We start from the raw sequence: 21280 nt of genomic DNA on the forward strand, positions 1-21280 counted from the left end.
TTCCAAGGTTGCCATTTGGACGTGGTTGCGTATGGAAGCAGCATATAGAGGGTAGGAACTCACCTTGTTTGTTTCAGCGGACCATGTTGCATGCGATTTGGCAAGCCTGTCCGTTTTATAGAGTGGTTGCAGCTTTGAGAGTGCTGCTCGCTAGTCCGAAAACCAGCCGAACACTGCCCGGCCCAGACTGCTTCCGGCAATCGCGCCGCCAACAGCCCCAACCAGACCGCCAGCTGCTGCACCTACGGCGGTGCCAATTGGGCCGCCGATTGCTGTGCCGGCAATAGCTCCAACCTTTGCACCCGCTGCCCCGCCAGCGATAGCCCCGCCCCAAGATCCGCCGACATCCGCCAACGTTTCACCTGTCTGCTGACCGATACGCCCTCCATCTGCCTTGTAGGCATTGGAAATGCGGTAGGCATCAATTCCGATCCCGACCGGAACAGCAACACGGCTGACGCCTTTGAGAGCAACATGAGCAGTGCTTGTCGCCTGCAGGGTGCGAACGGCTGCTTTGCTGGGGCCGAAGGACTGTTGGGTAACAGAAATTCTGCCTTGGGTTTGCACTGCAGCTCGTTGAACGCGAGCAACGTTTGAGTTTTGCCGGGTTTGAAAATCATCCTTCAAAGGTGATGAAAGAAAGTCATAGTGCACCCGGTTGCTACTGCGGATGTCCTTAGCAAGTTGTTTGCCGTTAAATGATGTTCCGACTTTGACTTCCGTTTGAACTGCCGAAGTGGGACGGGTGTAGTCATAATGACGTTGGGCACTCCGGTCATAGACCTCAAATTGTGTGCCTGCCAAAGGACCAGAGTTCTTTGCTGACATCCAGGCGCCTTGTGAGCCAACCATGCCGCTCATGACCCGCGTATTGGCGGTTTGATATCTGTCCAGCGTCGATCCGTTGGTCCAGGTTCTGGTTTGTGTGTTGAATTTGCCGAATTTTTTATCTTTTAAAGCTTCCGTGTAGCCCTTGGCCGTGGCTGCGGCGACTTCTCCGGCCTTCGCCTCAGGTGCCTCCGTTTTACCTGATGGTTCTGAGTTGGTGTTTTGCGCAGTTGTTTGCGTCTCCGATGACGACTTGGACTTGCCTGAATTGTCGGAAGGCTTGGAACTCGATTGTTTTGCATCAGCAGATGCGTGAGCTCTGTCTTTACTGTCGCTTTTGGTGCTGCTTTTGCTGGTGTCCGGCTTGTTTGAGCTTTCTTTGGCTTTATCGAGAGCTTCAGAAAAACCCTTTTCCTTCGATTCAGAGGTGCTGCTTTTGCTTTCGCTTTTTGCAGATCGCCCGCTATCACTGGAACTTTCAACCGAGGCCATGAATTCCTCCAAAGTCGCTGAGTTGGCAGCTTCCTGCGGCCAAAAATAAACAAAACCTTAATCTAACCATTCGGATTTTACGCACATCCTGACCTCCGGATATGCGTGGCAATTGCAGGCTTTACTACGTAGCCTCAGTAGTTGCGTTTTCGCGGGCGCAGGGTCTCGGCCTGCACATGTGGAGGTGGAAAAGTGCAGTTAGGGTGGTGGAGCTTCCACATTCGAGGTATGCACGGAACTAAGAGAACGAAACAGGAATCACGTAATGGCATGGTCGCCGGAACAGGACACTGCTCTCAGTGAAGCCGCTGCTTGGCTGCGGCGGGGGGATCGGCAGGTTTTTCGACTGTTCGGATATGCGGGTACTGGCAAAACAACGCTTGCCCGCCATCTTGCTGAAGGCATTGACGGAGATGTTGTCTTTGGTGCGTTTACGGGCAAGGCGGCGCATGTTTTGCGCCAAAAGGGCTGCACAGATGCCGGAACCATTCATTCCCTGATTTATCGCCCGCGTTCGGCCAAGGAAGAAGAAGAGGTCGACGACGAGGAGGATGATGGGGGGCCGCAGTTTGCTCTCAAGCGCGACAGCGCGGCGGCAACAGCTTCGCTCATTGTCATCGATGAATGCTCCATGGTGGACGAAGAACTTGGTCGGGACCTGCTGTCTTTTGGAACACCAGTTCTCGTGCTTGGTGATCCCGCGCAGCTTCCGCCGGTCAAGGGTGGAGGTTTCTTCACTGAGGCCGACCCGGATGTCATGCTGACCGAAGTTCATCGTCAAGCGCAGGACAACCCGATTGTTCGAATGTCCATGACTATTCGTGAAGGCGGCAAGCTGGAATATGGCGAGTATGGAGAAAGCTGTATTATCAATCGGCGGCAGATCGACAAGGAGCAAATTCTGGGTGCTGATCAGGTGCTGGTTGGAACCAACAAGACACGCCGACTTTATAATGGCCGGATCAGGGAGTTGAAAGACTTCACCACCCCGATGCCCGCCGTCGGAGACAAGCTGGTTTGCCTGCGCAACGACAAAATCAAGGGCCTCTTGAATGGTGGACTTTGGACAGTGTCTCGGTTGCGTCAACCGCGAGGAAACACGCTTCGGTTTGATGTGGTCCCGGAAGATGAGGTTGGGAAGCAGACCGTCAAGGTAAAGGTTTTGCCAGCCATGTTCGAGGATGGGGCTGAACAGATCCCGTTCACGATCCGCCGAAAGGCTGACGAGTTTGACTATGGCTATGCGCTCACAGTCCACAAGGCTCAAGGATCGCAGTGGGACGATGTCGTCTTGTTTGATGAAAGCTGGGCGTTTCGTGAACACCGAGACCGATGGCTCTATACGGCTGTAACCCGTGCTGCGGAGCGGATCACGGTGGTCCGTTGAGGGCCTTCCATTTTGGCTTCAAAACCTTTGGAGCGATTGAATTCGCGGTGGATGATCTGGCGCGGGCTCTTTTGCCAGATGAAGCTCACCAGTATCTTCAGCCCTTCTGATTTTCAGGGAACCAAATCTGAATGACCGACGTTACGACATCTGCGCCATCGACCTCTCGCGCTGGGACCGCGCTGCCAGCTGATACGGCCGTGCGAATTGCCCGGCGGATTGCGGATGAAATTGTGTGTCAGCCAACGCAGGTCAATGCGGCAGTTCAGCTTCTCGATGAAGGCTCCACGGTTCCATTCATCGCTCGCTACCGGAAAGAGGCGACCGGTGGGCTTGATGACAGCCAGTTGCGCAAACTGGAAGAACGTTTGATCTATCTGCGGGAGCTGGAGGATCGCCGGGTTGCGATTGCCAAGTCCATCGAAGAGCAAGGCAAACTCACCGATGACCTGATCAAAAACATTCAGGGAGCAGAGACGAAGTCTCAGCTGGAAGATCTTTATCTGCCCTATAAAAAGAAGCGCCGGACGAAGGCCCAGATTGCCCGCGAGGCGGGACTTGAACCACTTGCAGATTTGCTTCTGGACGACCCTTCAAAAACACCTGAGATGGAAGCCGCGGCATATGTTGATGCGGAAAAGGGAGTTGCCGATATCAAGGCGGCTCTTGATGGCGCGCGCCAAATCCTGATGGAGCGGTTTGCCGAAAATGCATCTCTGGTTGGCCAGTTGCGCTCTTATCTTCAGCAGCGCGGTGTGGTGCGCTCCAAAGTGATCGATGGCCAGCAACAGGCAGGTGCCAAGTTTGCAGACTATTTTGACTACGAAGAGGCACTTTCCAAAATCCCGAGCCACCGGGCTTTGGCGCTTTTCCGTGGGCGCAATGAAGGGGTGCTGTCGGTTGAACTTGTTGCAGATGCCGATGACCCGGCTCTGATTGCACCTGCGGTTCGCAAGGTCGCCGATGCCTATGGAATTGCAGAACGAGGACGGCCAGCTGACAAATGGCTGATGGAAGTTGCGCGCTTTGCCTGGAAGGTGAAATTGGTGCTGCATCTTGAACTGGATCTCATAGGGTCCCTCCGGGACCGCGCTGAAGAAGCTGCGATTGACGTGTTCGCCAAGAACCTGAAAGACCTTCTTTTGGCTGCGCCTGCCGGTGCCAAGGCCACGCTCGGGTTGGATCCTGGCATTCGAACCGGTGTGAAAGTGGCCGTGGTGGATGAAACGGGCAAGCTTATCGATACGGCCACTATCTATCCATTCCAGCCCCGCAATGATGTGTCAGGCTCACGGGCTACTCTTCTGGCACTCATCGCGAAGCACAAGGTGGGTCTGATTGCGATCGGCAACGGAACAGCGAGTCGGGAAACGGACAAGCTGACCGGTGATGTGCTGGCAGATATCCCAGCAGCGAGCCGACCGGTCAAGGTCATCGTCAATGAGGCGGGCGCCTCTGTCTATTCCGCGTCCGAGGTTGCGTCCAAGGAAATGCCGGACATTGATGTGTCTTTGCGCGGAGCTGCGTCCATTGCCCGCCGTCTGCAAGATCCGCTTGCCGAACTGGTCAAAATCGAGCCGAAATCAATTGGTGTTGGGCAATATCAGCATGACGTGAACCAGACCAAGTTGGCTCGGGCATTGGATGCAGTTGTCGAGGACGCGGTGAATGCGGTGGGTGTCGATCTCAACACGGCTTCGGCTGCCTTGTTGTCGCGTATTTCCGGGTTGAGCGACAGCCTTGCCAAGGCTGTCGTCGAGCACCGCGAAGCGATTGGCCGGTTTGAAAACCGGAGACAGCTGAAGGAAGTTCCTCGCCTCGGTGCAAAGGCGTTTGAGCTCTGTGCCGGGTTCTTGCGCATTTCAGATGGAGCCGAGCCTTTGGACAGTTCGTCTGTTCACCCGGAAGCTTATCCGCTTGCCAAGCGGATTGTGAAAGCCTGTGGCCGGGATGTCCGGCAGCTCATGGGCGATAGCGGGCGTTTGAAAGACCTTGATCCGGCAGAGTTCACCGATGAAAAGTTCGGTCTGCCCACTGTGAAGGACATCTTGAGCGAGCTGGAGAAACCCGGACGCGACCCGCGCCCGGAGTTCAAAACAGCTGCCTTGCAAGATGGTGTGGAGGAAATCTCTGACCTGAAACAGGGTATGAAGCTGGAAGGGACCGTCACCAACGTGACCAACTTTGGTGCGTTTGTTGATGTTGGCGTGCATCAGGACGGTCTGGTTCATGTCTCACAATTGGCGGACCGGTTTGTTGATGATCCGCATACCGTTGTCAAAGCGGGTGATATTGTGAAAGTCACCATTTTGGATGTGGACGTCCCGCGCAAGCGCATTTCAATGTCCATGAAAAGTCAGGTTGATTACCAGAGTGAGAAAGAGCGCTCTGGCAATCAAAATCGTGGCCAACGCCCAAGTCGACCAGGTGGCCCGAAAGGCAAGGCACACGGCAGAGAACACCGCCCGGATCGCGATAATCGGGGCAGTTCGGGATCGTCTTCAGGTGTTAACAATGCGATGGCTGCTGCCTTGGCCGCCGCGATGAACAAGAACCGAAAATAGGCTCATCGAAGACTGCAAAGATTCTTGATCTGGCGGGTGTAGCACTTGCCGGATCGCTTGGGTCGGTTCCTTGTCACATTTCTCCGTGTGATAATCAACAGCTTTGTGAGAAAGCGGTCCAAGCATACGCTTATTCGCCTTGTTATTTGTGCCAAGTATCTGTAGCGAAAAAGAAATTCTGGTTTTATCATGCAATTAAAGGTTGCGTGATTTGATAATGAGTGTGTTCAATAAATATGCAACTTGAACGATTTGAGTGCTGTGCGCTCTCGTGAGTTGGGCCCGACCTCAAGTGGTGAGTGGCTGAGCTCGCTGGAGCCTGAAAGGTGAGTGGACGGTGAACATTCAACTGGCTCAATCTTCGCTGACAACCGTGCGGCCCATTTTCATGCCGATGTATGATTGGCGCGAGGTGTCTCCCGTGACCCGCAGCCTTGAAACGGCTTTGGAGAAAGCCATACTTGATCGTTTTGGCTCTTCGGGTATGTCTTTTGAAATGTGGCCTACAGACGGAACTTTTGAAGACCGATGGATGGACAACGGTTTGGTTCTGAGCCAGGTGTGCAGCCACTCCTTTGTCACCTATCTGTCTGGCAAAGTGTCATTGGTGCTTACCCCACATTATTCGGCGCAAGGTTGTATTGGCCCGAAGATAGGGAGCTATGTGCTTGTTAATCGAGAAAGTAAAATACGGGACCTCGAGAGCTTGCGCGGTGGTGTTGCAGCTATTTCCGGGCAGGGGGGACGGTCTGATCATCTTGCCTTGATCGATGCCATCCTTCCTCTGGTCGAAGAGGGGACGTTTTTCTCCCATATCATTGAAACAGGAGCTCCACTCAAGGCGATGCGGGCCGTGGTTGAAGGCCGAGCAGACGTTTGTTGCCTTGATGCTGTCAGTTGGGCGATGGCCAAGGCTTACCGGCCAGACGTGTCTTCAAAACTGATCGCTGTCACTCCAACACGTGCATTGCCCGGGTTGCCATGGGTGACAGCGGGCGCGCGAACGGCGGCTGAAGTGGAGTGTATCCGTGATGCGGCAATTTCGGTTTTGTCGGATCCCAAGATGGAGCCTGTGCTGGATAAGCTGTTTATCAGCGGGTTTTCCATTTTGGAGGCTCAGGACTATTCACCTGTTGCCGAGGCTAACGCTGACATTTTCAAGCTGGGAATGGTCATATGAAAAAGCCCGGCTCACGAGGCCGGGCTTAATAATTCTGCGAATAGAACAGCGTTAGTCCGGTTTATCTCCGACCGGACGCCATTTGCTTGCGGCTTTCACTTTGACGGAGTGTCTTGTCCATCTGTGCAAGTTCGGCAGCGGAATGACCGGATACGACTCCCATCAAAGCGGTGCCAAGAATTTGGTTCAAGAACGTCATATGCGCTCTCCTCTTCTCGACGTGTATTTAGGAAACAGGCGGTCCACTGCTAAATTCGTTCGCCGCTTACGAGCAGATATGATCTAAGGTTGCAATTCAATCAAACGAATTGTATTTAAAGGTTGCATCAAAAAAATTGAACTGAAGATCGTATGGAAAAAATCCCCGGTTTTGGCATTCCGCTTATCGATATGGATCTCTATCGGACGTTTCTGACGATCAACGAAACCGGTAGTTTTTCGAAAACTGCAGATATTGTCGGGCGGACCCCATCTGCTGTATCCATGCAGATCAAAAAGCTTGAGGAGCTTTTGGATGCGTCTGTGTTCATTCGTGAGGGCAGGAGTGTTCGTCCAACACCTGAAGGTGAAGCGCTTCTGGGCTATGCGCGCCGCATCTTGATGTTGAATGAAGAGGCAGTTTCCCTGTTTCGCTCACCGGAGGTGGAAGGTGAGGTGCGTTTCGGTGCGCCATCAGATTTTGGAACGCGCCTTTTGCCAAATTTCCTTTCTCGTTTCGCTCGCACACATCCGGGCGTAAATGTGGATGTGAATTTGGACGGCAGCCCGAACCTGATGGAGAAATTCAAGAGCAAAGATCTTGATCTGATCCTGATGACAGCCCGTCCGGACAGTGAGCTGGTCAAGATCGGCGAGATCGTGTTCACAGAGCCGCTGGTCTGGGTCGGTCTGGAAGGTGGCATCGCCTATGACCGTGACCCGCTGCCGTTGGCGGTTTCAACATCCGGATGTCCCTGGCGACGCGAGGCACGAGCCGCACTGGACAAGGCGGGAAAAAACTACCGAATTTCCTACACGAGCTTTCACAGTGCAGGACAGGAGGCTGCACTTGTGGCCGATCTGGCCGTTGCACCGTTTCCGGCAAGTGTTGTTGAACCGCCGTTACAGATCCTGGACGAACGTCATGGTTTGCCGGAACTTGGCAACTATCACATCATCATGGCTCAGCGTGGTCGGGCCGGGCGGGCAACACATGCATTTGCTGACCATGTCGTGGAGTGCTTTCGGGAATTTTCCATGGGGATGCAGGGTAGTGTTGGCTAAACGCCAATTCTTGTCGCATCCGCGTCTATCGTTCCGATTCACCGCTTTAGGCTTCCAGGTTGTCTAATCGCTATCGGGTAGGCTGAGATGTCGGAATTAAAAGGACGCTGTTACTGCGGGGCTGTCAGTTGGCAAGCTAAGGGCCCAATTTTGTGGAGTGCCTTGTGCCATTGCGAAGATTGCCGTCAGGCCGCGTCATCTGACTACGTGAGCTGGTTTGGCATAGAACGATCTTCCGTGATTTGGAACGGCCCGCGGCAAATGTATCAGTCGTCGGCTAAGGTGTTGCGTAGTTTTTGCTCTGACTGCGGCTCACCATTGTCGTTTGAGACCGAAGTCTTCCCGGAAGAAACGCATATCTATGCTGCAACTATGGAAAACCCATCAGCATATCAGCCAGAAGCCCATATTTTTTGGTCAGAACGGGTGCCATGGCTCACACTTTCTGATGATTTGCCAAAACACCCAAAGGGGCTGCAGGCGGCGGCAGAAGCAGGTAAACCATGGTTGAGATCAGAATGACTTAAATTTTGGCAGGACCAGCCTCGTGTCTGTGGCTAATCTAGAGCACGTCCCCCAATCTTGAACCGCTTGAACGCCGGGAGCGTTCGTACTGACGAGGCACGTTTGACGCCGTGGTGCGTCACACCACAAGGTAAAGGCAACATCGTCAGGGCGGACAAAATCAAGTGCAATTGGTTTCATCTCTGGAAGCGTGTTGGTCCAGGCATGCTTGGGCACCTCTTTCAGGCCATCGGTGCAGAAACCCTCGAATGATGCATGGGCATCATTCGGCGGTCTTCTCTGTGTTGGTCAGAAAAAACTTCTCCACCAAACTGGCCCAAGCTTAGGTGCACGTGCTCTCGCCTTTGGACATCGCCAAATTTGAGGTGCAAGGGGCTTACCTTTATATTTAGAGTTGGTTAACCTTTTCTCCTACGGTGACGGTTCTTCACCGTGCGTGTGTTGCAAAGCGCCAGGAGAAAACCATGATTCAGTCAGTCAAATCTCTCTTTTTCGCGGCATTGGTTTCGGTGGTCTGCGTTGTTTCCGCTCATGCTGGTGAGGCCAACACAACGCGTATCATTCACGGCGAACCTTATGGGGCCGTTGTGACCGACGAAAACGGCGTTTTGGTTTTTAGGGCTCTACCTTCGGTCAAGCATGTTGTGATTAATCCGGGTGGAAAAACACCGCTCACGATCAACATGAACGAGATTACTCGGATCAATCGGTATGAGGGGCCAAAGGTCATTGTAGTTGGCGCGGAAAAACGTCGCCGGCCGGGCATCGGGTCTTTCTATACGGGCCGAAAGTTCAAAGGGCAGCGTTAATAACCGTAGCGTGTCACCTCGCTGCCATTTGTTTAACTGCCCATGAGCCGATCATCATAGGGGTAGGTGCTCAGGCACTCATGGCCGGTGTCGGTGATGAGGACCTGATCCTCCAACTTGATACCTTCGTGCCCGCCGTGGCGACCAACATAGCTTTCCACGCAAACCACCATGCCGGGTTCCAGAATTCCGTCATATCCCCCTGAGACCCAGTCTTCCGGATAGGGCACAGCTGGGTATTCATCGCATAGTCCGACTCCATGGAAGAGCACAGAGTAGCGATTGGCTATATAGTCCGGCGGCAAGCTGGTCGCCTCATGGCACAGCTCCCTAAAGGTTTTGCCGGGAGCTAGCATGGACATATTTGCGCGGATTTGTTCCACGGCCATTTGATAGAGGGAACGCTGTTCGTTTGTAGGTCGACCATCTCCACACAGCCAGGTGCGGGAGATGTCGCAGCAAATGCCATAAGGGCCGACAAGGTCAGTATCGAAGGCGACAATGTCTCCAGCCTCGATTATGCGGGAAGATGCTTCTTGAAACCACGGGTTCGTGCGCGGCCCAGAGGATAGCAAGTGGGTCTCAATCCATTCGCCACCCCGGCGGATGTTTTCAGCATGCAGGATTGACCATAGGTCCCATTCGGTCATGCCCGGTTTGAGGTTTTCTTCCATGACGGCCATTGCCTTTTCGCAGGCCGCGATAGACCGGCGCATGGCCTTGATTTCGTCGGGACTTTTAACCGCCCGCGCCAGCTCCATGATCTCCTCACCATCAGCAATGGAAAATCCATGGTTCTTGAGTGCAGCAATGCCTTCCTGGCGTGCCTTATCGACTGCAATTCTTGTGTTGCCGCCTCCGTGCTTCTTGATGAGGTCTGCCAGTTCATTTGCCCAAACAACCGCCTTCTCGGCAGATCGAGGGCCTGACTCAAAATAAAACCACGGGACACCGTGGCGAACTTCGTCAACCAGATCCGCATGAGCAGCCAGATGTTCACAATTATGGAAATCGAACAGAACTACAGGGCCGTCCTGAGGGACAAAGGCGTAGCGCACCGCGTTGTGCGTGCACCAGACCTGCATATTGGTGCAGTCCGTTGCGTAGCGCACATTCAGCGGATCGGTAACGATAACCGCTGCAAGGTCCTTTGCTTTCAGTTGGGCGCGGATACGTTCGAGCCGAAACTCCCGAATGGCATCAAGGTCGGGGGCATCTAGCCCAAGCGCTGCCCATTCCCCTTCCGCCAGCTCGCCATACCCCAGAATATGCCTATTCAGAACGGACGCCTTGTCCATGGCATAGGCGGCAAGCGTTGCATAATCAGCGTTCTCGCCTGGGTGCTGGGGTAAAACAGCGGGCATGATTTTCCGCCGGTGGCGGCCAAACATCTGGTCCATGAAGCAGCGCCTCCCAACGCCACCAAAAAGTCGGTGTCAACTACATCCGCATCCGTTCCGCCTTCGGGTCGAAAGGTGGGTCTTTGAGAATTGTTGCCTTGCGGCGATGACCTAGAATTTCGATTTCAAACGCCCCGGAGCCAAGTTCATCTGCCAGCTCTGCCGGGATGTATCCTTGAGCCAGTGATAGTTGAACATGGTGGGCATATCCGCCGGAGGTGATCCAGCCGACGACCTTGTTCGTGTGCCAAACCGGCTCATCCCCCATCACATCTGCGTCGTCAGCTTCCAATGAGAAGGCAACACGCATGCGTTTCGGGCCGTCTTTAAGTTCTTGTTCGGCGGCTGCCTTGCCGATAAAATTCGGCTTGTTGAGTTTCACAAACCGGCCAAGGTCAGCTTCAAATGGACCATAGATGGGTCGGAACTCGCGGAACCAGGTGCCGAAGTTTTTCTCAAGTCGCAGTGCCAGAAGGGCGCGCATTCCGAAATTGCGAATACCGAACTCGGTACCGGCCGCCATCAAAGCCTCATAGACCTGACGTTCGAATTCCGGCGTCATCCAAATTTCGTAGCCCAAGTCTCCAGTGTAGGAAATCCGGTTGATCTTGCAGGGCGCATTGGCGACATCCATTTGGCGGAAATCCATGAAGCGAAAAGCCTCATTGGAAACATCATCGCCGGTGACCTTGTCGAGAACCTTGCGTGCGTTCGGGCCTGCGATCGACAGTCCAACCCAGCCCAGATTGATGGCTCGAATTGTTACCGAGCCATCCTGCGGCATGTGCTTTTCAAACCAGCGCATATGATAGACTTCGGCTTGTGAGGAGCCCCACATGTAGAAATGCTCTTCCGAGACACGCGCGATGGTGAAGTCGCCGATCAGTTTTCCTTCCGGATTGAGCATTGGTGTGAGAATGATGCGCCCCACCTTTGGCATGGTGTTGGTCATCAATAGATCCAGAAATGCTTCCGCCCCCGGACCGGTGATTTCGTATTTGGCGAAGTTGGCGATCTCTGTAATGCCGACGCTTTCACGCACAGCCCGACATTCAACTCCCACATGTTCAAAGTCGTTGGAACGCCGGAACGAGACGATGTCTTCTGCTTTTTCACCTTCTGGGGCGAACCAGAGCGGCGTTTCAAGACCCCAACTTTCTCCCATGACTGCGCCTTTCGCCAACATGCGATCGTAAAGTGGGGTTGTCTGATGCGGCCTTCCTGCGGGCAGTTCTTCATTGGGGTAACGGATGCGGAACCGGCGGCTGTAATTCTCCCGAACCTTGGCGTTGGTATAAGAGAGGGTTGCCCAGTCTCCATAGCGTGCAACGTCCATGCCCCAGATGTCGTAACCCGGGTCGCCATTGATCATCCAGTTGGCGAGTGTCAATCCAACACCGCCGCCCTGACTAAACCCGGCCATGACGCCGCAGGCCACCCAGTAGTTCTGCAGGCCGCGCACTGGGCCAACAAGCGGGTTGCCATCTGAGGCAAAGGTGAAGGGTCCATTGATGATCTGCTTGATGCCAGCGTTCTGAAGCGCCGGGAAATGTTCAAAACCAACTTCAAGTTCCGGGGTGATGCGATCAATGTCAGGTTCCAGAAGTTCGTGGCCGAAGTCCCAAGGTGTTTCGCGTGGGCTCCATGGGCGGCAGTCCTGCTCGTAGGTGCCCAGCAACATGCCCTTGCCTTCCTGACGGGTGTAGATTTCGCCTCCAAAATCCATCACGCCAATCAGCTCTTTTCCCGTTGCTTCGTTATGGGCAACGACCTCCGGCATTTCGTCGGTCAGGAGATACATGTGCTCCATGGCGAGGATTGGCAGTTCCAGCCCCACCATGCGGCCACATTCTCGCGCCCATAGACCGCCTGCATTGACAACATGTTCGGCCTGAATGGTCCCCTTGGACGTAATGACCTGCCAGCTGCCGTCGGGATTTTGGACCATGTCCTCCACTTTGGTGTGGCGGTAGACTTCAGCTCCATTGATACGGGCAGCTTTCGCATAGGCATGGGTGGTTCCGGACGGGTCGAGGTGGCCTTCGATCGGGTCCCACAAGGCACCTAGGAAGAATTTTTCGTCCAGAATCGGAAACATGGTCTTGGCTTCTGAAACGGAGATGAGTTCCAGATCCATGCCGAGATATCGTCCTCGGGCTTGCGCAAGCCGCAGAAAATCCATGCGTTCCGGGGTGTCGGCCAACATCACGCCGCCGGTCAGATGCAGGCCGCAGGATTGCCCGGAGATCTCCTCAAGTTCCTTGTAAAGCTCCACCGTATAGCTTTGCAGCTGAGAGACGTTCGGGTCGCCGTTCAGCGTATGAAAGCCGCCGGCGGCATGCCAGGACGATCCGGAGGTCAGCTCATCCCGCTCCACAAGAACCACGTCTTTCCACCCCAGTTTTGTGAGGTGGTAAAGGACGCTGCAGCCAACAACTCCGCCTCCTATGACGACTACTTGTGTGTGCGTTTTCATTCGTTCTGCCCAGTGTTCAAATTGGTCTTTCCGGAGCGCAGCTAGCGCTCACTAAAAGTCGGTCGGCGCGCCGCCCTCTTCTTTACGTTTGGCAATAAAAGCAGTCAGTTCCTCGTCGATTGCCAGATCGAGGGAGGGCTGCTGATAGGCGTTGAGTGCGTCTTTGTAGAGCTGGTTTGCCTTGTCGTATGCGACTGGGCTTCCCGCTTCTTCCCATGTCTCGTAATTGCGCCAATCGGAGACGACAGGTGCGTAGAACGCATCCTTGTAGCGATCTTGCGTATGTTGGGTGGCGAAGAAATGACCACCCGGTCCAACGTCCTCAATTGCTTCCAGTGCCAAGGCTTCTGGCGAAACATCAAGCGGGGTGAGGTATTCCGCGAGCATCTGCAACAGATCCACGTCGGTGATGAACTTTTCAAATCCGGCCGACAATCCGCCTTCCAGCCATCCAGCCGCGTGTTTGATCAGATGAGCGCCGCCACTGACTGCACCCCATTCCGACAAGGTGGTTTCAAGAGCTGCCTGATAATCGACCGTGTTGGCAGCGCAGACGCCGGAGGAGCGGAACGGGATCTTGTAGCGCCGGGCAAGCTGTCCGCTGACGAGTGCAGCCTTCATATATTCCGGTGTTCCAAAGGCCGGAGAGCCGGACTTCATGTCGACGTTGGAAGTGAAGCCGCCATACATGGTTGGCGCACCGGGATTGACCAGCTGCGCAAAGGCTATTCCCGCCAGTGCCTCGGCATTTTGCAGAACCAAGGCTCCTGTCACCGTAACCGGAGCCATGGCACCCGCCAAAGTGAATGGGGTGAGAACGCTGACCTGACCGGTCCGCGCCATCTCGATGATCCCTTGCAGCATCGGTGTGTCGAGGCGCAGCGGGGAAGATGTATTGATGACGCTGACGACACTTGGGGTCTTGCGGAATTCAGCCTCGCTCAACCCCATTGCGATGCGTGTCAGCTCCAATCCGTCCTGATTTCGTTCCTGTCCGAGTGAATAGATGTGAAACACCTTTTCTGTCAGGCGGATCATGTCTGCGATGCAATCGAGGTGGCGGGTCGAGGCATGAAGATCGACTGGCTCCACCGGATAGCCCATCAGACAGTGAATGATGTTGAAATGCTGTGCCAGTTTCAGGAAGTTTCGATAGTCCTCCTGATTTCCGGGGCGTCGACCCTTGTCCCGGTCAACCGCGTTCGGCGCACTGGCAACACATGAGAAGGCGATGCGATCACCGCCAAGCTCTATGTTGTGTGCCGGGTTGCGGGCGTGGACGGTGAATTTTTCTGGTGCCTTGGCGATCAGGCTCTCCACAAGGCCGCGATCCATGCGCACGCGATCACCGTTTGCTTCGATATCCGCGCCTGCCGCCTTGAGCATTGCCTTGGCTTCTTCATGCAGGAAGTCGATGCCGATTTCTTCCAGAACGGTGAGGGAGGCCTGATGGATTGACTCCAACTCGTCTGCCGAGATTGCTTCTATAGGGCTATAGACATGCCGGGGTTGGCAGAACGGTTTTTGTGGGAACGGGTTTGGAGCAGACGCATTTGAAGAGCGTCTGCGTCTGCCTCGTCGTCCTTCTGATGAGGGTGCGTTCGCCGTTTCGGTGCCGACCATTTTTTGCTCCCTCTGATCACAGTTGGCTCTTTCCGGATTAGAACGAAACATTCAAAAATGGCCATCGCTTAAAAGCGACATGTCCAAGGTATCTACGACGTGGTGTTTTGTTTCGAATATTAGCTTGCTGTTCTGTTCTTGCTGCTTGAGACGATTGCCGTGGTTGGTTTGATCGGGTAAACCGCTCTCACCCTCCGCTCACTTCATTCCCGAAAGGCCTTTTGATGTCTTCTTCCGATATTTCGCCCGCACAATCTGCTGCTCAAATCGGCTTGATCGGCCTTGGTACCATGGGGCGAAATCTGATGCTGAATATTGCGGAAAAGGGCTTTCCCATTGCCGTGTTCAATCGGACGTCAGAGCGCACGGAAGCCTTTCATGAAGAAGCTGGCGAGCTGGCAAAGAACATTGTGCCTGCGCTTGATCTGAAGAGCTTTGTGGAGGCCATCAAACCGCCGCGGGCGATCATCTTAATGGTGCCGGCAGGAGAGGCGGTCGATGCGCAAATTGCAGCGTTAAAACCATTGCTGAGCCGTGATGATCTCATCATTGATGCCGGCAATGCCAATTATCACGACACAAACCGTCGCGCTGAAGAGGCCGAGGGCGGTGACGGGCCGCGGTTTATGGGGATTGGCGTTTCCGGTGGTGAAGAGGGAGCGCGCAACGGACCGTCCATCATGGGTGGTGGAGCGCAAGATGCCTGGGATCAGGTCGGGCATATTCTGGAAGCCATTTCGGCCAAATATGAAGGTGAGGCCTGCGCTGCCTTTTTGGGAACTGCCGGGGCAGGTCATCTGGTCAAGACGGTACACAACGGCATTGAATATGCAGACATGCAGATGATTGCTGAAGTCTATGGTGTCATGCGCGATGGTCTGGGATCGAGCGCCGCAGAAATTGGTGATGTTTTTGCCAAGCTGAATGAAGGTATTCTCCAGTCCTACTTGATTGAAATCTCAGCCAAGGTAGCGGGGACCAATGATTCGGAAACCGGTAAGCCTATGCTGGACATCATTCTGGATACAGCTGGACAGAAGGGCACAGGCCGTTGGACGGCTATTGAAGCTTTGATGCTTGGTACGCCTGCCAGCACGATTGAAGCAGCTGTAGCAAGCCGGAACATGTCAGCGCGCCTTGATGAGCGGAAGCAGGGGCAGGAGGTGTTCGGCGCTGCTCCTCAAAAACTTGGTGGTCATCCAGTTACACCGGAGATGATTGAAGCCGCATTGGTGGCAGGCAAGATCATTTGTTACGCACAAGGCTTCGGTCTTATTCTGGAAGCCGCCAAGCAGTATGGTTGGTCGATGCCTCTGCCGGAGATTGCCCGTATTTGGCGCAATGGCTGCATCATCCGCTCTGCAATGCTCAACGACATGGCAACGGCGCTCGGTGAAGATCCAAATCGAAACCTGATGTTTGCTCCGTTCTTTGCAGAGAAGTTGAAGGAAACACATCAAGCGCTGCGCGAACTTGTTTCGATTGCTGTCCTTAACGGGCTGCCTGTGCCTGCACTATCAGCGGCCCTTTCTTACTTCGACGTCATGCGGACGGGGCGCTCTACAGCGAACATGTTGCAGGGGCTGCGGGATTTCTTCGGTGCGCACGGGTTCGAGCGCACCGACAAGGACGGTTCCGGATTCCATGGCCCTTGGGCGCTGGGCAACTGATCTGAGCATGGACTTTAAAAGAAGAAATCCCGGTTTGAAGCCGGGATTTCCTTGCTTGGTTCACTGGGAGGTGATTAGCTGCCTGCAGCGACGCCTTCATCCATAAGGCCCTTGATCTGTTCCACGCTGGTTCCTGCCACAATGCGCCCGAGCTCTTCGTCACCTTTGAGAACGAGAAGCGTAGACCGGCGCGGGATCTGGCGTGAGGTTGTTACCTCGTGTGTCTTGAAATCATCCCAATCAACCCGGACGAAGACCATCGCCTTATCATAGGCAGGATTGGCTTTGCGGAGATCATTGATGACGCGCGCCTGCCGTTGGCATGTTCCGCACCACGAAGCTGAGTAATCTACAAAAACAGTTTTCCCGGCATCGAGGTGACTTTTTATGAGGCCTGGTTTGTAGTCCAGCTCACTGCCAGCGTGAGCCGTGCCGAAACCAACAGCTGCACCAAAAACAAGGCCAGTGGCTGTGGAGATGAAGTGACGACGATTCATAGTAGACGTCCTTTTTCGGTAAGTTTAGAAGCGAACAGACAGGTCTTGAAACCAAATCGGCAGGACGCCGATGGCCCATTCATCGATGATGTGGTGAACGTTGAAGAGCAGGAGCATGCCGACTGTGATGAACACCGCCCCCATGATCGGTTTTGACCGCTCGGCCAGACCGCGCAAGCTTTCCGCGCGCTGGCGGATTGTGTGGCCTGCGCCGTAGCCAATGCCGATAATCAAAGTGGAAACGCCGAGTGCGAAGGCGCACATGATCATGGCGGCCCAAACAAGGTTTTGTCCTTGTGAGGCTAGCGCAATTGCTCCGCCCAAGGTTGGCCCAATGCAGGGGGACCAGACCGCGCCAAGCAATGCACCTCCGAGAAACTGACCGAACAGACTGTTGGTATCGGTTTCTTGCATCCGTTGGCCAGCGGAGCCGGAAAAACCGGCAGCGGCCATTTCAAATCGGTGCGCAAATGCAGGAACCAGAAGAACCAACCCAAATGCGATCATCAGGCTGGCTCCGACCTTTGACATAATGTCTTCCGTCAAGCCGATCGCATATCCAACAGTGGCAATCAGCATGCCGATGGTCACGAATGATACACTCATGCCTGCAGCAAGAGCCAAAGGCGCGCGGCGGTCTGTGTTTAATGCAGATGCCAAAACGATCGGCAAAACCGGCAAGACACACGGATTAATAAGCGTCAAAAGCCCAGCCAAATACGCCAGCGGCAATTCAATCATTGCAAACCACCTTCTTATCGCATCTAGGCCGGTCTGTGTCCGGCGTTAGGAAAAGAGATAATGCTGGATGACACTGCTGTCCGCTAACAGAACTTCACAAGTCCGTGCGGGATCGTGAGGTGGGCTACTGGGCTGTGCTGGGGGCCTGCGCCGGACGTGATTATTGCGCTAGGCCAAGAGCCTCCATGTTGGCGATGGATTTTGGCATGTCATCGTGATCGCGGAGTTCGATGATCAAACGCGGGTTGCTTTCCAGTTTGCCCAAAGCTCTGAACACGGCAGTCCATTGAATATTTCCTTTGCCCAAGGCCCAGTGGCGGTCGGCATACCCGTCAGCATCTTGCAGATGGATGTGTTTCAGACGATTGCCGGCGCGATTGATAAAATAGTCTACGGGGGGGCGCCAGTGCTGCCGTGTGCATAGTGCGCGTGCCCAGTGTCGATGGAAACGGCTACTGCCTGTGAATGAAACTGTCGGCCAAGTGCAGACGGTCGTCCGGGTTTTTGTCTTCTATGTTTTCAATCACGAGTGTGCAGCCGATGTCTTCGGCGCGCTTGACCGCATCCTTCATTGTGAGATGGCAAAGTTCTATCTTTTGATCCCGGGCCCGGTCGTAATTGTCGAGGTTGTTGAAATCCCAAGTGGAATAAGGACTGTGAACCACTATGTGTGTTCCGCCGATACCCTCACACACCGTTAAGCCCTGTAGAAGCCGCTTGCGTACGATGTCTCGAACTTCCGGGTCCATTGTATCTACTGCGAACCCCCAAAATGGGCCGTGAATGCCGAGCCGGCCAACATGTCCGTCCAGAACCTTGTTCGCCTCGGCGATTGCTGATTGAAGGTCCCCGTTGAGAACTTCGGCGCTGACAAAGTTCTGTATTTCGAGATCCCTCTGCTTTTCCAGCATGAGTGCACGATGCTTGGCGAAGGAATTCAGGGTCAAGGCTGCGCCCAAAACGGGAAGATCGGTCATGTCATGGTCCCCAGAGTGTTTCCATCCATGCAGATAGGCGGTGAGCCTTGACAGTTTTGCGACGGTTTCCCCGGACTGGGGGACTTTCTGTCAATGGGGGACTTTCTGTCAATAACCCTTCATACGATCTACACTTTTGGGAATGGTGCCAGTCTCGAAATAGATCTTCAGATTCGAAGCGACGATTGTGCAGGCCGTACTGGTAATTGTCGGAGCCGAGATGTGGGGCAAGACCGTTACGTTCTCTTGATCCCAATAGGGATGGTCTTCTGGTAACGGCTCTTCATCAAATACATCAAGAACTGCGTGTTCGACCTGACCGGATTCGAGAGCCTCCAACAAAGCTGCATCCTGCAGAATTGGGCCGCGGGCGAAGTTGATCAATTTCACGCTTTTTCGGCATTTTTGGAGTTCTTTGCTGCCGATTAGACCACGTGTTTCTGAAGTAAGTGGCATAAGAAGAACCAAAATATCTGCCATTTTTAGAACAATGTCGAAGCCATCTGGACCGGATTGGCAATCGAGATTATCGATGGATTTCGGGCTTCTGCTCCAGCCTATGACGTTGAACCCATTGTCCGCCAGCCTCTGTGCCGCAGCCTGGCCCAATTTTCCAAGGCCCAAAACGCCGATTGTCTGTTCTGATGGCAGTTTCAATTCCCGTTGTTGCCAATGCTTGCGTTTCTGTTGAGCGGCGTAGATCGGCATATCCCGGTGTAAATAAAGCGTCCAAGCCAGAACCGCTTCTGACATGGTGTCTGCCATTTGCGGGTCCATGAGGCGTACGATCTGTGGGCCATCGACCGGAAGGTCAGCTGCGAGACGTTCCACGCCCGCCCACAAGCTTTGCACCCATTCCAGGTTTTTGAGCTCCGCAACTTTTGTCGGATCTGGGTTGGCAACAATGGCCACGCGTGCAGTGTCTTTTTCTGCCGCCGTCAGCTCCTCGAAAGGTTTGACGATACCAATCCTGCTTAGAGCTTCCGGCAGAGCGGATTGCCAGGCCCGGCGTTCTCCGCCTTCGGCTTCCGATACAAATGGTATGACTGGCAAGGTGTCAGGGGCTGTCATGTGGCAAAAATTCCGCTTTCATCTGCAAACCCTTTTATCTCTATCGGATTTCCTGACGGATCGCGAAAAAACATAGTGCTTTGTTCTCCCGGTTCTCCCTCAAACCGGATGGTCGGTTTGATCACGAATTCAATGTCATCAGCTTCCAATTTGGAGGCGAGGCTTTTCCATGTGCTCATGTCCAGAATGACGCCGAGATGTGGCATGGGGACCATATGTTCACCGACCTTGCCGGTGTTGGCCGTCTCAAATGGCGTGCCTTTATGGAGCGAAATTTGGTGGCCGAAGAAATCGAAGTCGACCCAGGTGTCAGTGCTTCGTCCTTCTTTGCATCTCAGAATCTGACCGTAAAAGGTGCGCGCCTCGTCAAGATCAGTGACGTGATAGGCGAGGTGGAAAGCTGATTTCATGGAAACCTCCTGTGTTCGAGGTATTATAGCAAAGTGTCATCAAAGGTATTAGTGTCTTATTCTGTCTCTAGGCATAGGAAAAAGTGTTGGATATAGGATTTCTAAAAAGTCTTTTGGCTGTTGTTGAAACAGGTTCAATTGCTGCTGCGGCACGACAGCAGAACCTGTCTTCTGCAGCCGTCAGCCAGCGTATTCGTGTGCTGGAGCAGGGCTTTGGATGTACGCTCTTAAATCGGTCAGCGCATACAGCGAGCCCAACAGCGGAGTGCTTGCGCTTGTTGCCTGACGCTGGACGACTGGTTCGCGAGGCTGAGCGGCTCGTAGGATCCGTTGATCCAACCGGCCTCAGTGGTGGTTTTCGCCTGGGGGCAATTTCGACGGCTCTCTTCGATATTTTGCCGGATGTCATTCAAGGGTTCGGTTACAAAGCGCCGAGAGCTGACCTGAGGGTTCTCCCCGGCAGCTCCAAAGAGCTCTATGCTCGAGTTGAAGCAGGAGATCTGGACGCAGCGCTTGTTGTTGATCCGCCTTTTTCGCCATCGAAGTCTATGCTGCTTGATCCCTTGGTCAAACAGCCATTTGCGCATGTCCTTCCAAAAACGACGGAGGCGGACAGCGTTTCTAGTCTTCCATGGATTATATACGACCGAGGTTCGTGGGGCGGGAGATTGGCCAATAAGGTATTGGCTTGCCAAATAAGCGGCTCGAGGGTTCTCTGTGAATTGGATTCACCGGAAACCATTGCCTTGATGGTTGAAAAAGGGGTGGGGCAGGCGATTTTGCCTGTTTGGAATGGTATGGAGAAGCACTATCCGGGGATGATGGTTTGTCCTTTTGAGAGAGCTGAATCCATCCAAAGAGATATTGTCTTTGTCAGACGGGCTGAAAACAGAGGTGATCCGAAGTCCGTCCTCATTTTTGAGCTTGCGCGTCGGAGCGCTTTAATCACCGTGACATAGATATGCGCATGCAAAGGACATGACGTTGGTCCACGCAGTTTCGGTAGGTCTGAGCTGTTGAGCGTTTTTGGGTTTTGGGAAACTAATCATCGTTCTGTGGCGCATTTACGTAAAAAAGTGTCGTAAATGTCGGTTCATTTGAAATAATAAAAATATACGGCAACTTAGTGCAAATTGAACTGTTGTATCTCAAGTCTCATAATGCAATGATAGTAATCGTGTAGGTGGAAACTGGCATCTGAAAGAATGTGTGCGTTTCCATCGGTCCACTCATGCGGGTGGAAAGTCTTTTGTTGAGCAAGAAGAGCGACAATGCGGTCTCCTGCGGGATTGATTCCACACAAAGCAGTTGCGCTCTGTTTAGCGACACATAGGTGCGTTGGCTCAAGACACAGTCAAAAAATCATT

At 53.8% G+C, this 21280-nt stretch carries 17 protein-coding genes and 1 pseudogene; 8 read left to right on the forward strand and 10 right to left on the reverse strand.

Annotated elements, in window-relative coordinates; genetic code table 11:
• Window positions 1–150: 150 nt before the first annotated feature.
• On the reverse strand, window positions 151–1320 hold the full coding sequence (locus tag TRICHSKD4_RS28215) for a hypothetical protein (RefSeq protein WP_009759720.1): 1170 nt from the start codon (window positions 1318–1320) through the stop codon (window positions 151–153).
• Window positions 1321–1585: 265 nt separating this feature from the next.
• On the opposite strand from TRICHSKD4_RS28215, the gene TRICHSKD4_RS14540 reads away from it, so the two are divergent.
• The 3 genes from TRICHSKD4_RS14540 to TRICHSKD4_RS14550 all read left to right on the forward strand — a co-directional run bounded on the left by TRICHSKD4_RS14540 (window position 1586) and on the right by TRICHSKD4_RS14550 (window position 6451).
• Complete coding sequence (locus TRICHSKD4_RS14540; RefSeq protein WP_009759721.1) at window positions 1586–2707, forward strand: ATP-dependent RecD-like DNA helicase; 1122 nt, start codon at window positions 1586–1588, stop codon at window positions 2705–2707.
• A 131-nt stretch (window positions 2708–2838) separates the two neighbouring features.
• Complete coding sequence (locus tag TRICHSKD4_RS14545) at window positions 2839–5271, forward strand: Tex family protein (RefSeq protein WP_009759723.1); 2433 nt, start codon at window positions 2839–2841, stop codon at window positions 5269–5271.
• A 337-nt stretch (window positions 5272–5608) separates the two neighbouring features.
• Window positions 5609–6451 (forward strand): phosphate/phosphite/phosphonate ABC transporter substrate-binding protein, encoded by an 843-nt coding sequence (locus TRICHSKD4_RS14550; RefSeq protein WP_009759724.1) that lies wholly within the window; start codon window positions 5609–5611, stop codon window positions 6449–6451.
• Between the two features lie 61 nt (window positions 6452–6512).
• Here the strand turns inward: TRICHSKD4_RS14550 and TRICHSKD4_RS30805 are convergent, their stop codons facing one another.
• Window positions 6513–6650 carry a hypothetical protein gene (locus TRICHSKD4_RS30805; protein ID WP_009759725.1) on the reverse strand — a complete coding sequence of 46 codons (138 nt, stop codon included), beginning with the start codon at window positions 6648–6650 and terminating at the stop codon, window positions 6513–6515.
• Window positions 6651–6802: 152 nt separating this feature from the next.
• On the opposite strand from TRICHSKD4_RS30805, the gene TRICHSKD4_RS14555 reads away from it, so the two are divergent.
• The 3 genes from TRICHSKD4_RS14555 to TRICHSKD4_RS28225 all read left to right on the forward strand — a co-directional run bounded on the left by TRICHSKD4_RS14555 (window position 6803) and on the right by TRICHSKD4_RS28225 (window position 9048).
• Complete coding sequence (locus TRICHSKD4_RS14555; RefSeq protein ID WP_009759726.1) at window positions 6803–7714, forward strand: LysR family transcriptional regulator; 912 nt, start codon at window positions 6803–6805, stop codon at window positions 7712–7714.
• Window positions 7715–7801: 87 nt separating this feature from the next.
• Window positions 7802–8236: a GFA family protein gene (locus TRICHSKD4_RS29390; RefSeq protein ID WP_009759727.1), complete on the forward strand. Its 435-nt coding sequence runs from the start codon at window positions 7802–7804 to the stop codon at window positions 8234–8236.
• Between the two features lie 467 nt (window positions 8237–8703).
• Window positions 8704–9048, forward strand: coding sequence for a hypothetical protein (locus tag TRICHSKD4_RS28225; RefSeq protein ID WP_009759729.1), 345 nt, complete (start codon window positions 8704–8706; stop codon window positions 9046–9048).
• A 32-nt stretch (window positions 9049–9080) separates the two neighbouring features.
• On the opposite strand, the gene TRICHSKD4_RS14570 is transcribed toward TRICHSKD4_RS28225, so the two are convergent.
• From TRICHSKD4_RS14570 to TRICHSKD4_RS14580, 3 genes are read right to left on the reverse strand one after another with little or no spacing between them, the layout of a single operon-like run.
• Window positions 9081–10448, reverse strand: coding sequence for a Xaa-Pro peptidase family protein (locus TRICHSKD4_RS14570; RefSeq protein ID WP_009759730.1), 1368 nt, complete (start codon window positions 10446–10448; stop codon window positions 9081–9083).
• A 40-nt stretch (window positions 10449–10488) separates the two neighbouring features.
• On the reverse strand, window positions 10489–12924 hold the full coding sequence (locus TRICHSKD4_RS14575) for an FAD-dependent oxidoreductase (RefSeq protein WP_009759731.1): 2436 nt from the start codon (window positions 12922–12924) through the stop codon (window positions 10489–10491).
• Window positions 12925–12975: 51 nt separating this feature from the next.
• Window positions 12976–14547: a trimethylamine methyltransferase family protein gene (locus tag TRICHSKD4_RS14580; protein ID WP_009759732.1), complete on the reverse strand. Its 1572-nt coding sequence runs from the start codon at window positions 14545–14547 to the stop codon at window positions 12976–12978.
• A gap of 224 nt (window positions 14548–14771) precedes the next feature.
• Between TRICHSKD4_RS14580 and gndA the strand changes: the two genes are divergently transcribed.
• Window positions 14772–16217: an NADP-dependent phosphogluconate dehydrogenase gene (gene gndA, locus TRICHSKD4_RS14585; protein ID WP_009759733.1), complete on the forward strand. Its 1446-nt coding sequence runs from the start codon at window positions 14772–14774 to the stop codon at window positions 16215–16217.
• A 74-nt stretch (window positions 16218–16291) separates the two neighbouring features.
• Here gndA and TRICHSKD4_RS14590 read toward each other — a convergent pair whose 3' ends face one another.
• The 5 genes and pseudogenes from TRICHSKD4_RS14590 to TRICHSKD4_RS14610 all read right to left on the reverse strand — a co-directional run bounded on the left by TRICHSKD4_RS14590 (window position 16292) and on the right by TRICHSKD4_RS14610 (window position 19913).
• Window positions 16292–16714, reverse strand: a complete 423-nt coding sequence (locus TRICHSKD4_RS14590) for a thioredoxin family protein (RefSeq protein WP_009759734.1) — start codon at window positions 16712–16714, stop codon at window positions 16292–16294.
• A gap of 24 nt (window positions 16715–16738) precedes the next feature.
• Window positions 16739–17455, reverse strand: coding sequence for a cytochrome c biogenesis CcdA family protein (locus TRICHSKD4_RS14595; protein WP_009759735.1), 717 nt, complete (start codon window positions 17453–17455; stop codon window positions 16739–16741).
• Window positions 17456–17615: 160 nt separating this feature from the next.
• Window positions 17616–18432: pseudogene (locus TRICHSKD4_RS14600) on the reverse strand (sugar phosphate isomerase/epimerase family protein).
• Window positions 18433–18540: 108 nt separating this feature from the next.
• Entirely contained in the window at window positions 18541–19503 is a 963-nt protein-coding gene (locus TRICHSKD4_RS14605; protein ID WP_009759739.1) for a glyoxylate/hydroxypyruvate reductase A, read from the reverse strand.
• Window positions 19500–19913, reverse strand: a complete 414-nt coding sequence (locus TRICHSKD4_RS14610; RefSeq protein WP_009759740.1) for a VOC family protein — start codon at window positions 19911–19913, stop codon at window positions 19500–19502. The genes TRICHSKD4_RS14605 and TRICHSKD4_RS14610 overlap by 4 nt, the downstream gene beginning before the upstream one ends.
• Window positions 19914–19999: 86 nt before the next feature.
• Here TRICHSKD4_RS14610 and TRICHSKD4_RS14615 point away from each other — a divergent pair, with 86 nt between their 5' ends.
• Window positions 20000–20872 carry a LysR family transcriptional regulator gene (locus TRICHSKD4_RS14615; RefSeq protein ID WP_009759741.1) on the forward strand — a complete coding sequence of 291 codons (873 nt, stop codon included), beginning with the start codon at window positions 20000–20002 and terminating at the stop codon, window positions 20870–20872.
• The last annotated feature ends 408 nt before the right edge of the window (window positions 20873–21280 follow it).

This window comes from Roseibium sp. TrichSKD4 (genome assembly GCF_000148725.1).
Taxonomy (GTDB): Bacteria; Pseudomonadota; Alphaproteobacteria; order Rhizobiales; family Stappiaceae; genus Roseibium.

Bases quoted from the DNA above. Each gene is read 5' to 3' on its own strand.
- TRICHSKD4_RS14555 (WP_009759726.1), top strand. From the start codon at position 6,803: ATGGAAAAAATCCCCGGTTTTGGCATTCCGCTTATCGATATGGATCTC.
- TRICHSKD4_RS14605 (WP_009759739.1), bottom strand. From the start codon at position 19,503: ATGACAGCCCCTGACACCTTGCCAGTCATACCATTTGTATCGGAAGCC.
- TRICHSKD4_RS14590 (WP_009759734.1), bottom strand. From the start codon at position 16,714: ATGAATCGTCGTCACTTCATCTCCACAGCCACTGGCCTTGTTTTTGGT.
- gndA (WP_009759733.1), top strand. From the start codon at position 14,772: ATGTCTTCTTCCGATATTTCGCCCGCACAATCTGCTGCTCAAATCGGC.
- TRICHSKD4_RS14570 (WP_009759730.1), bottom strand. From the start codon at position 10,448: ATGGACCAGATGTTTGGCCGCCACCGGCGGAAAATCATGCCCGCTGTT.
- TRICHSKD4_RS14545 (WP_009759723.1), top strand. From the start codon at position 2,839: ATGACCGACGTTACGACATCTGCGCCATCGACCTCTCGCGCTGGGACC.
- TRICHSKD4_RS14575 (WP_009759731.1), bottom strand. From the start codon at position 12,924: ATGAAAACGCACACACAAGTAGTCGTCATAGGAGGCGGAGTTGTTGGC.
- TRICHSKD4_RS14595 (WP_009759735.1), bottom strand. From the start codon at position 17,455: ATGATTGAATTGCCGCTGGCGTATTTGGCTGGGCTTTTGACGCTTATT.
- TRICHSKD4_RS30805 (WP_009759725.1), bottom strand. From the start codon at position 6,650: ATGACGTTCTTGAACCAAATTCTTGGCACCGCTTTGATGGGAGTCGTA.
- TRICHSKD4_RS28215 (WP_009759720.1), bottom strand. From the start codon at position 1,320: ATGGCCTCGGTTGAAAGTTCCAGTGATAGCGGGCGATCTGCAAAAAGC.
- TRICHSKD4_RS14610 (WP_009759740.1), bottom strand. From the start codon at position 19,913: ATGAAATCAGCTTTCCACCTCGCCTATCACGTCACTGATCTTGACGAG.
- TRICHSKD4_RS28225 (WP_009759729.1), top strand. From the start codon at position 8,704: ATGATTCAGTCAGTCAAATCTCTCTTTTTCGCGGCATTGGTTTCGGTG.
- TRICHSKD4_RS14580 (WP_009759732.1), bottom strand. From the start codon at position 14,547: ATGGTCGGCACCGAAACGGCGAACGCACCCTCATCAGAAGGACGACGA.
- TRICHSKD4_RS14540 (WP_009759721.1), top strand. From the start codon at position 1,586: ATGGCATGGTCGCCGGAACAGGACACTGCTCTCAGTGAAGCCGCTGCT.
- TRICHSKD4_RS29390 (WP_009759727.1), top strand. From the start codon at position 7,802: ATGTCGGAATTAAAAGGACGCTGTTACTGCGGGGCTGTCAGTTGGCAA.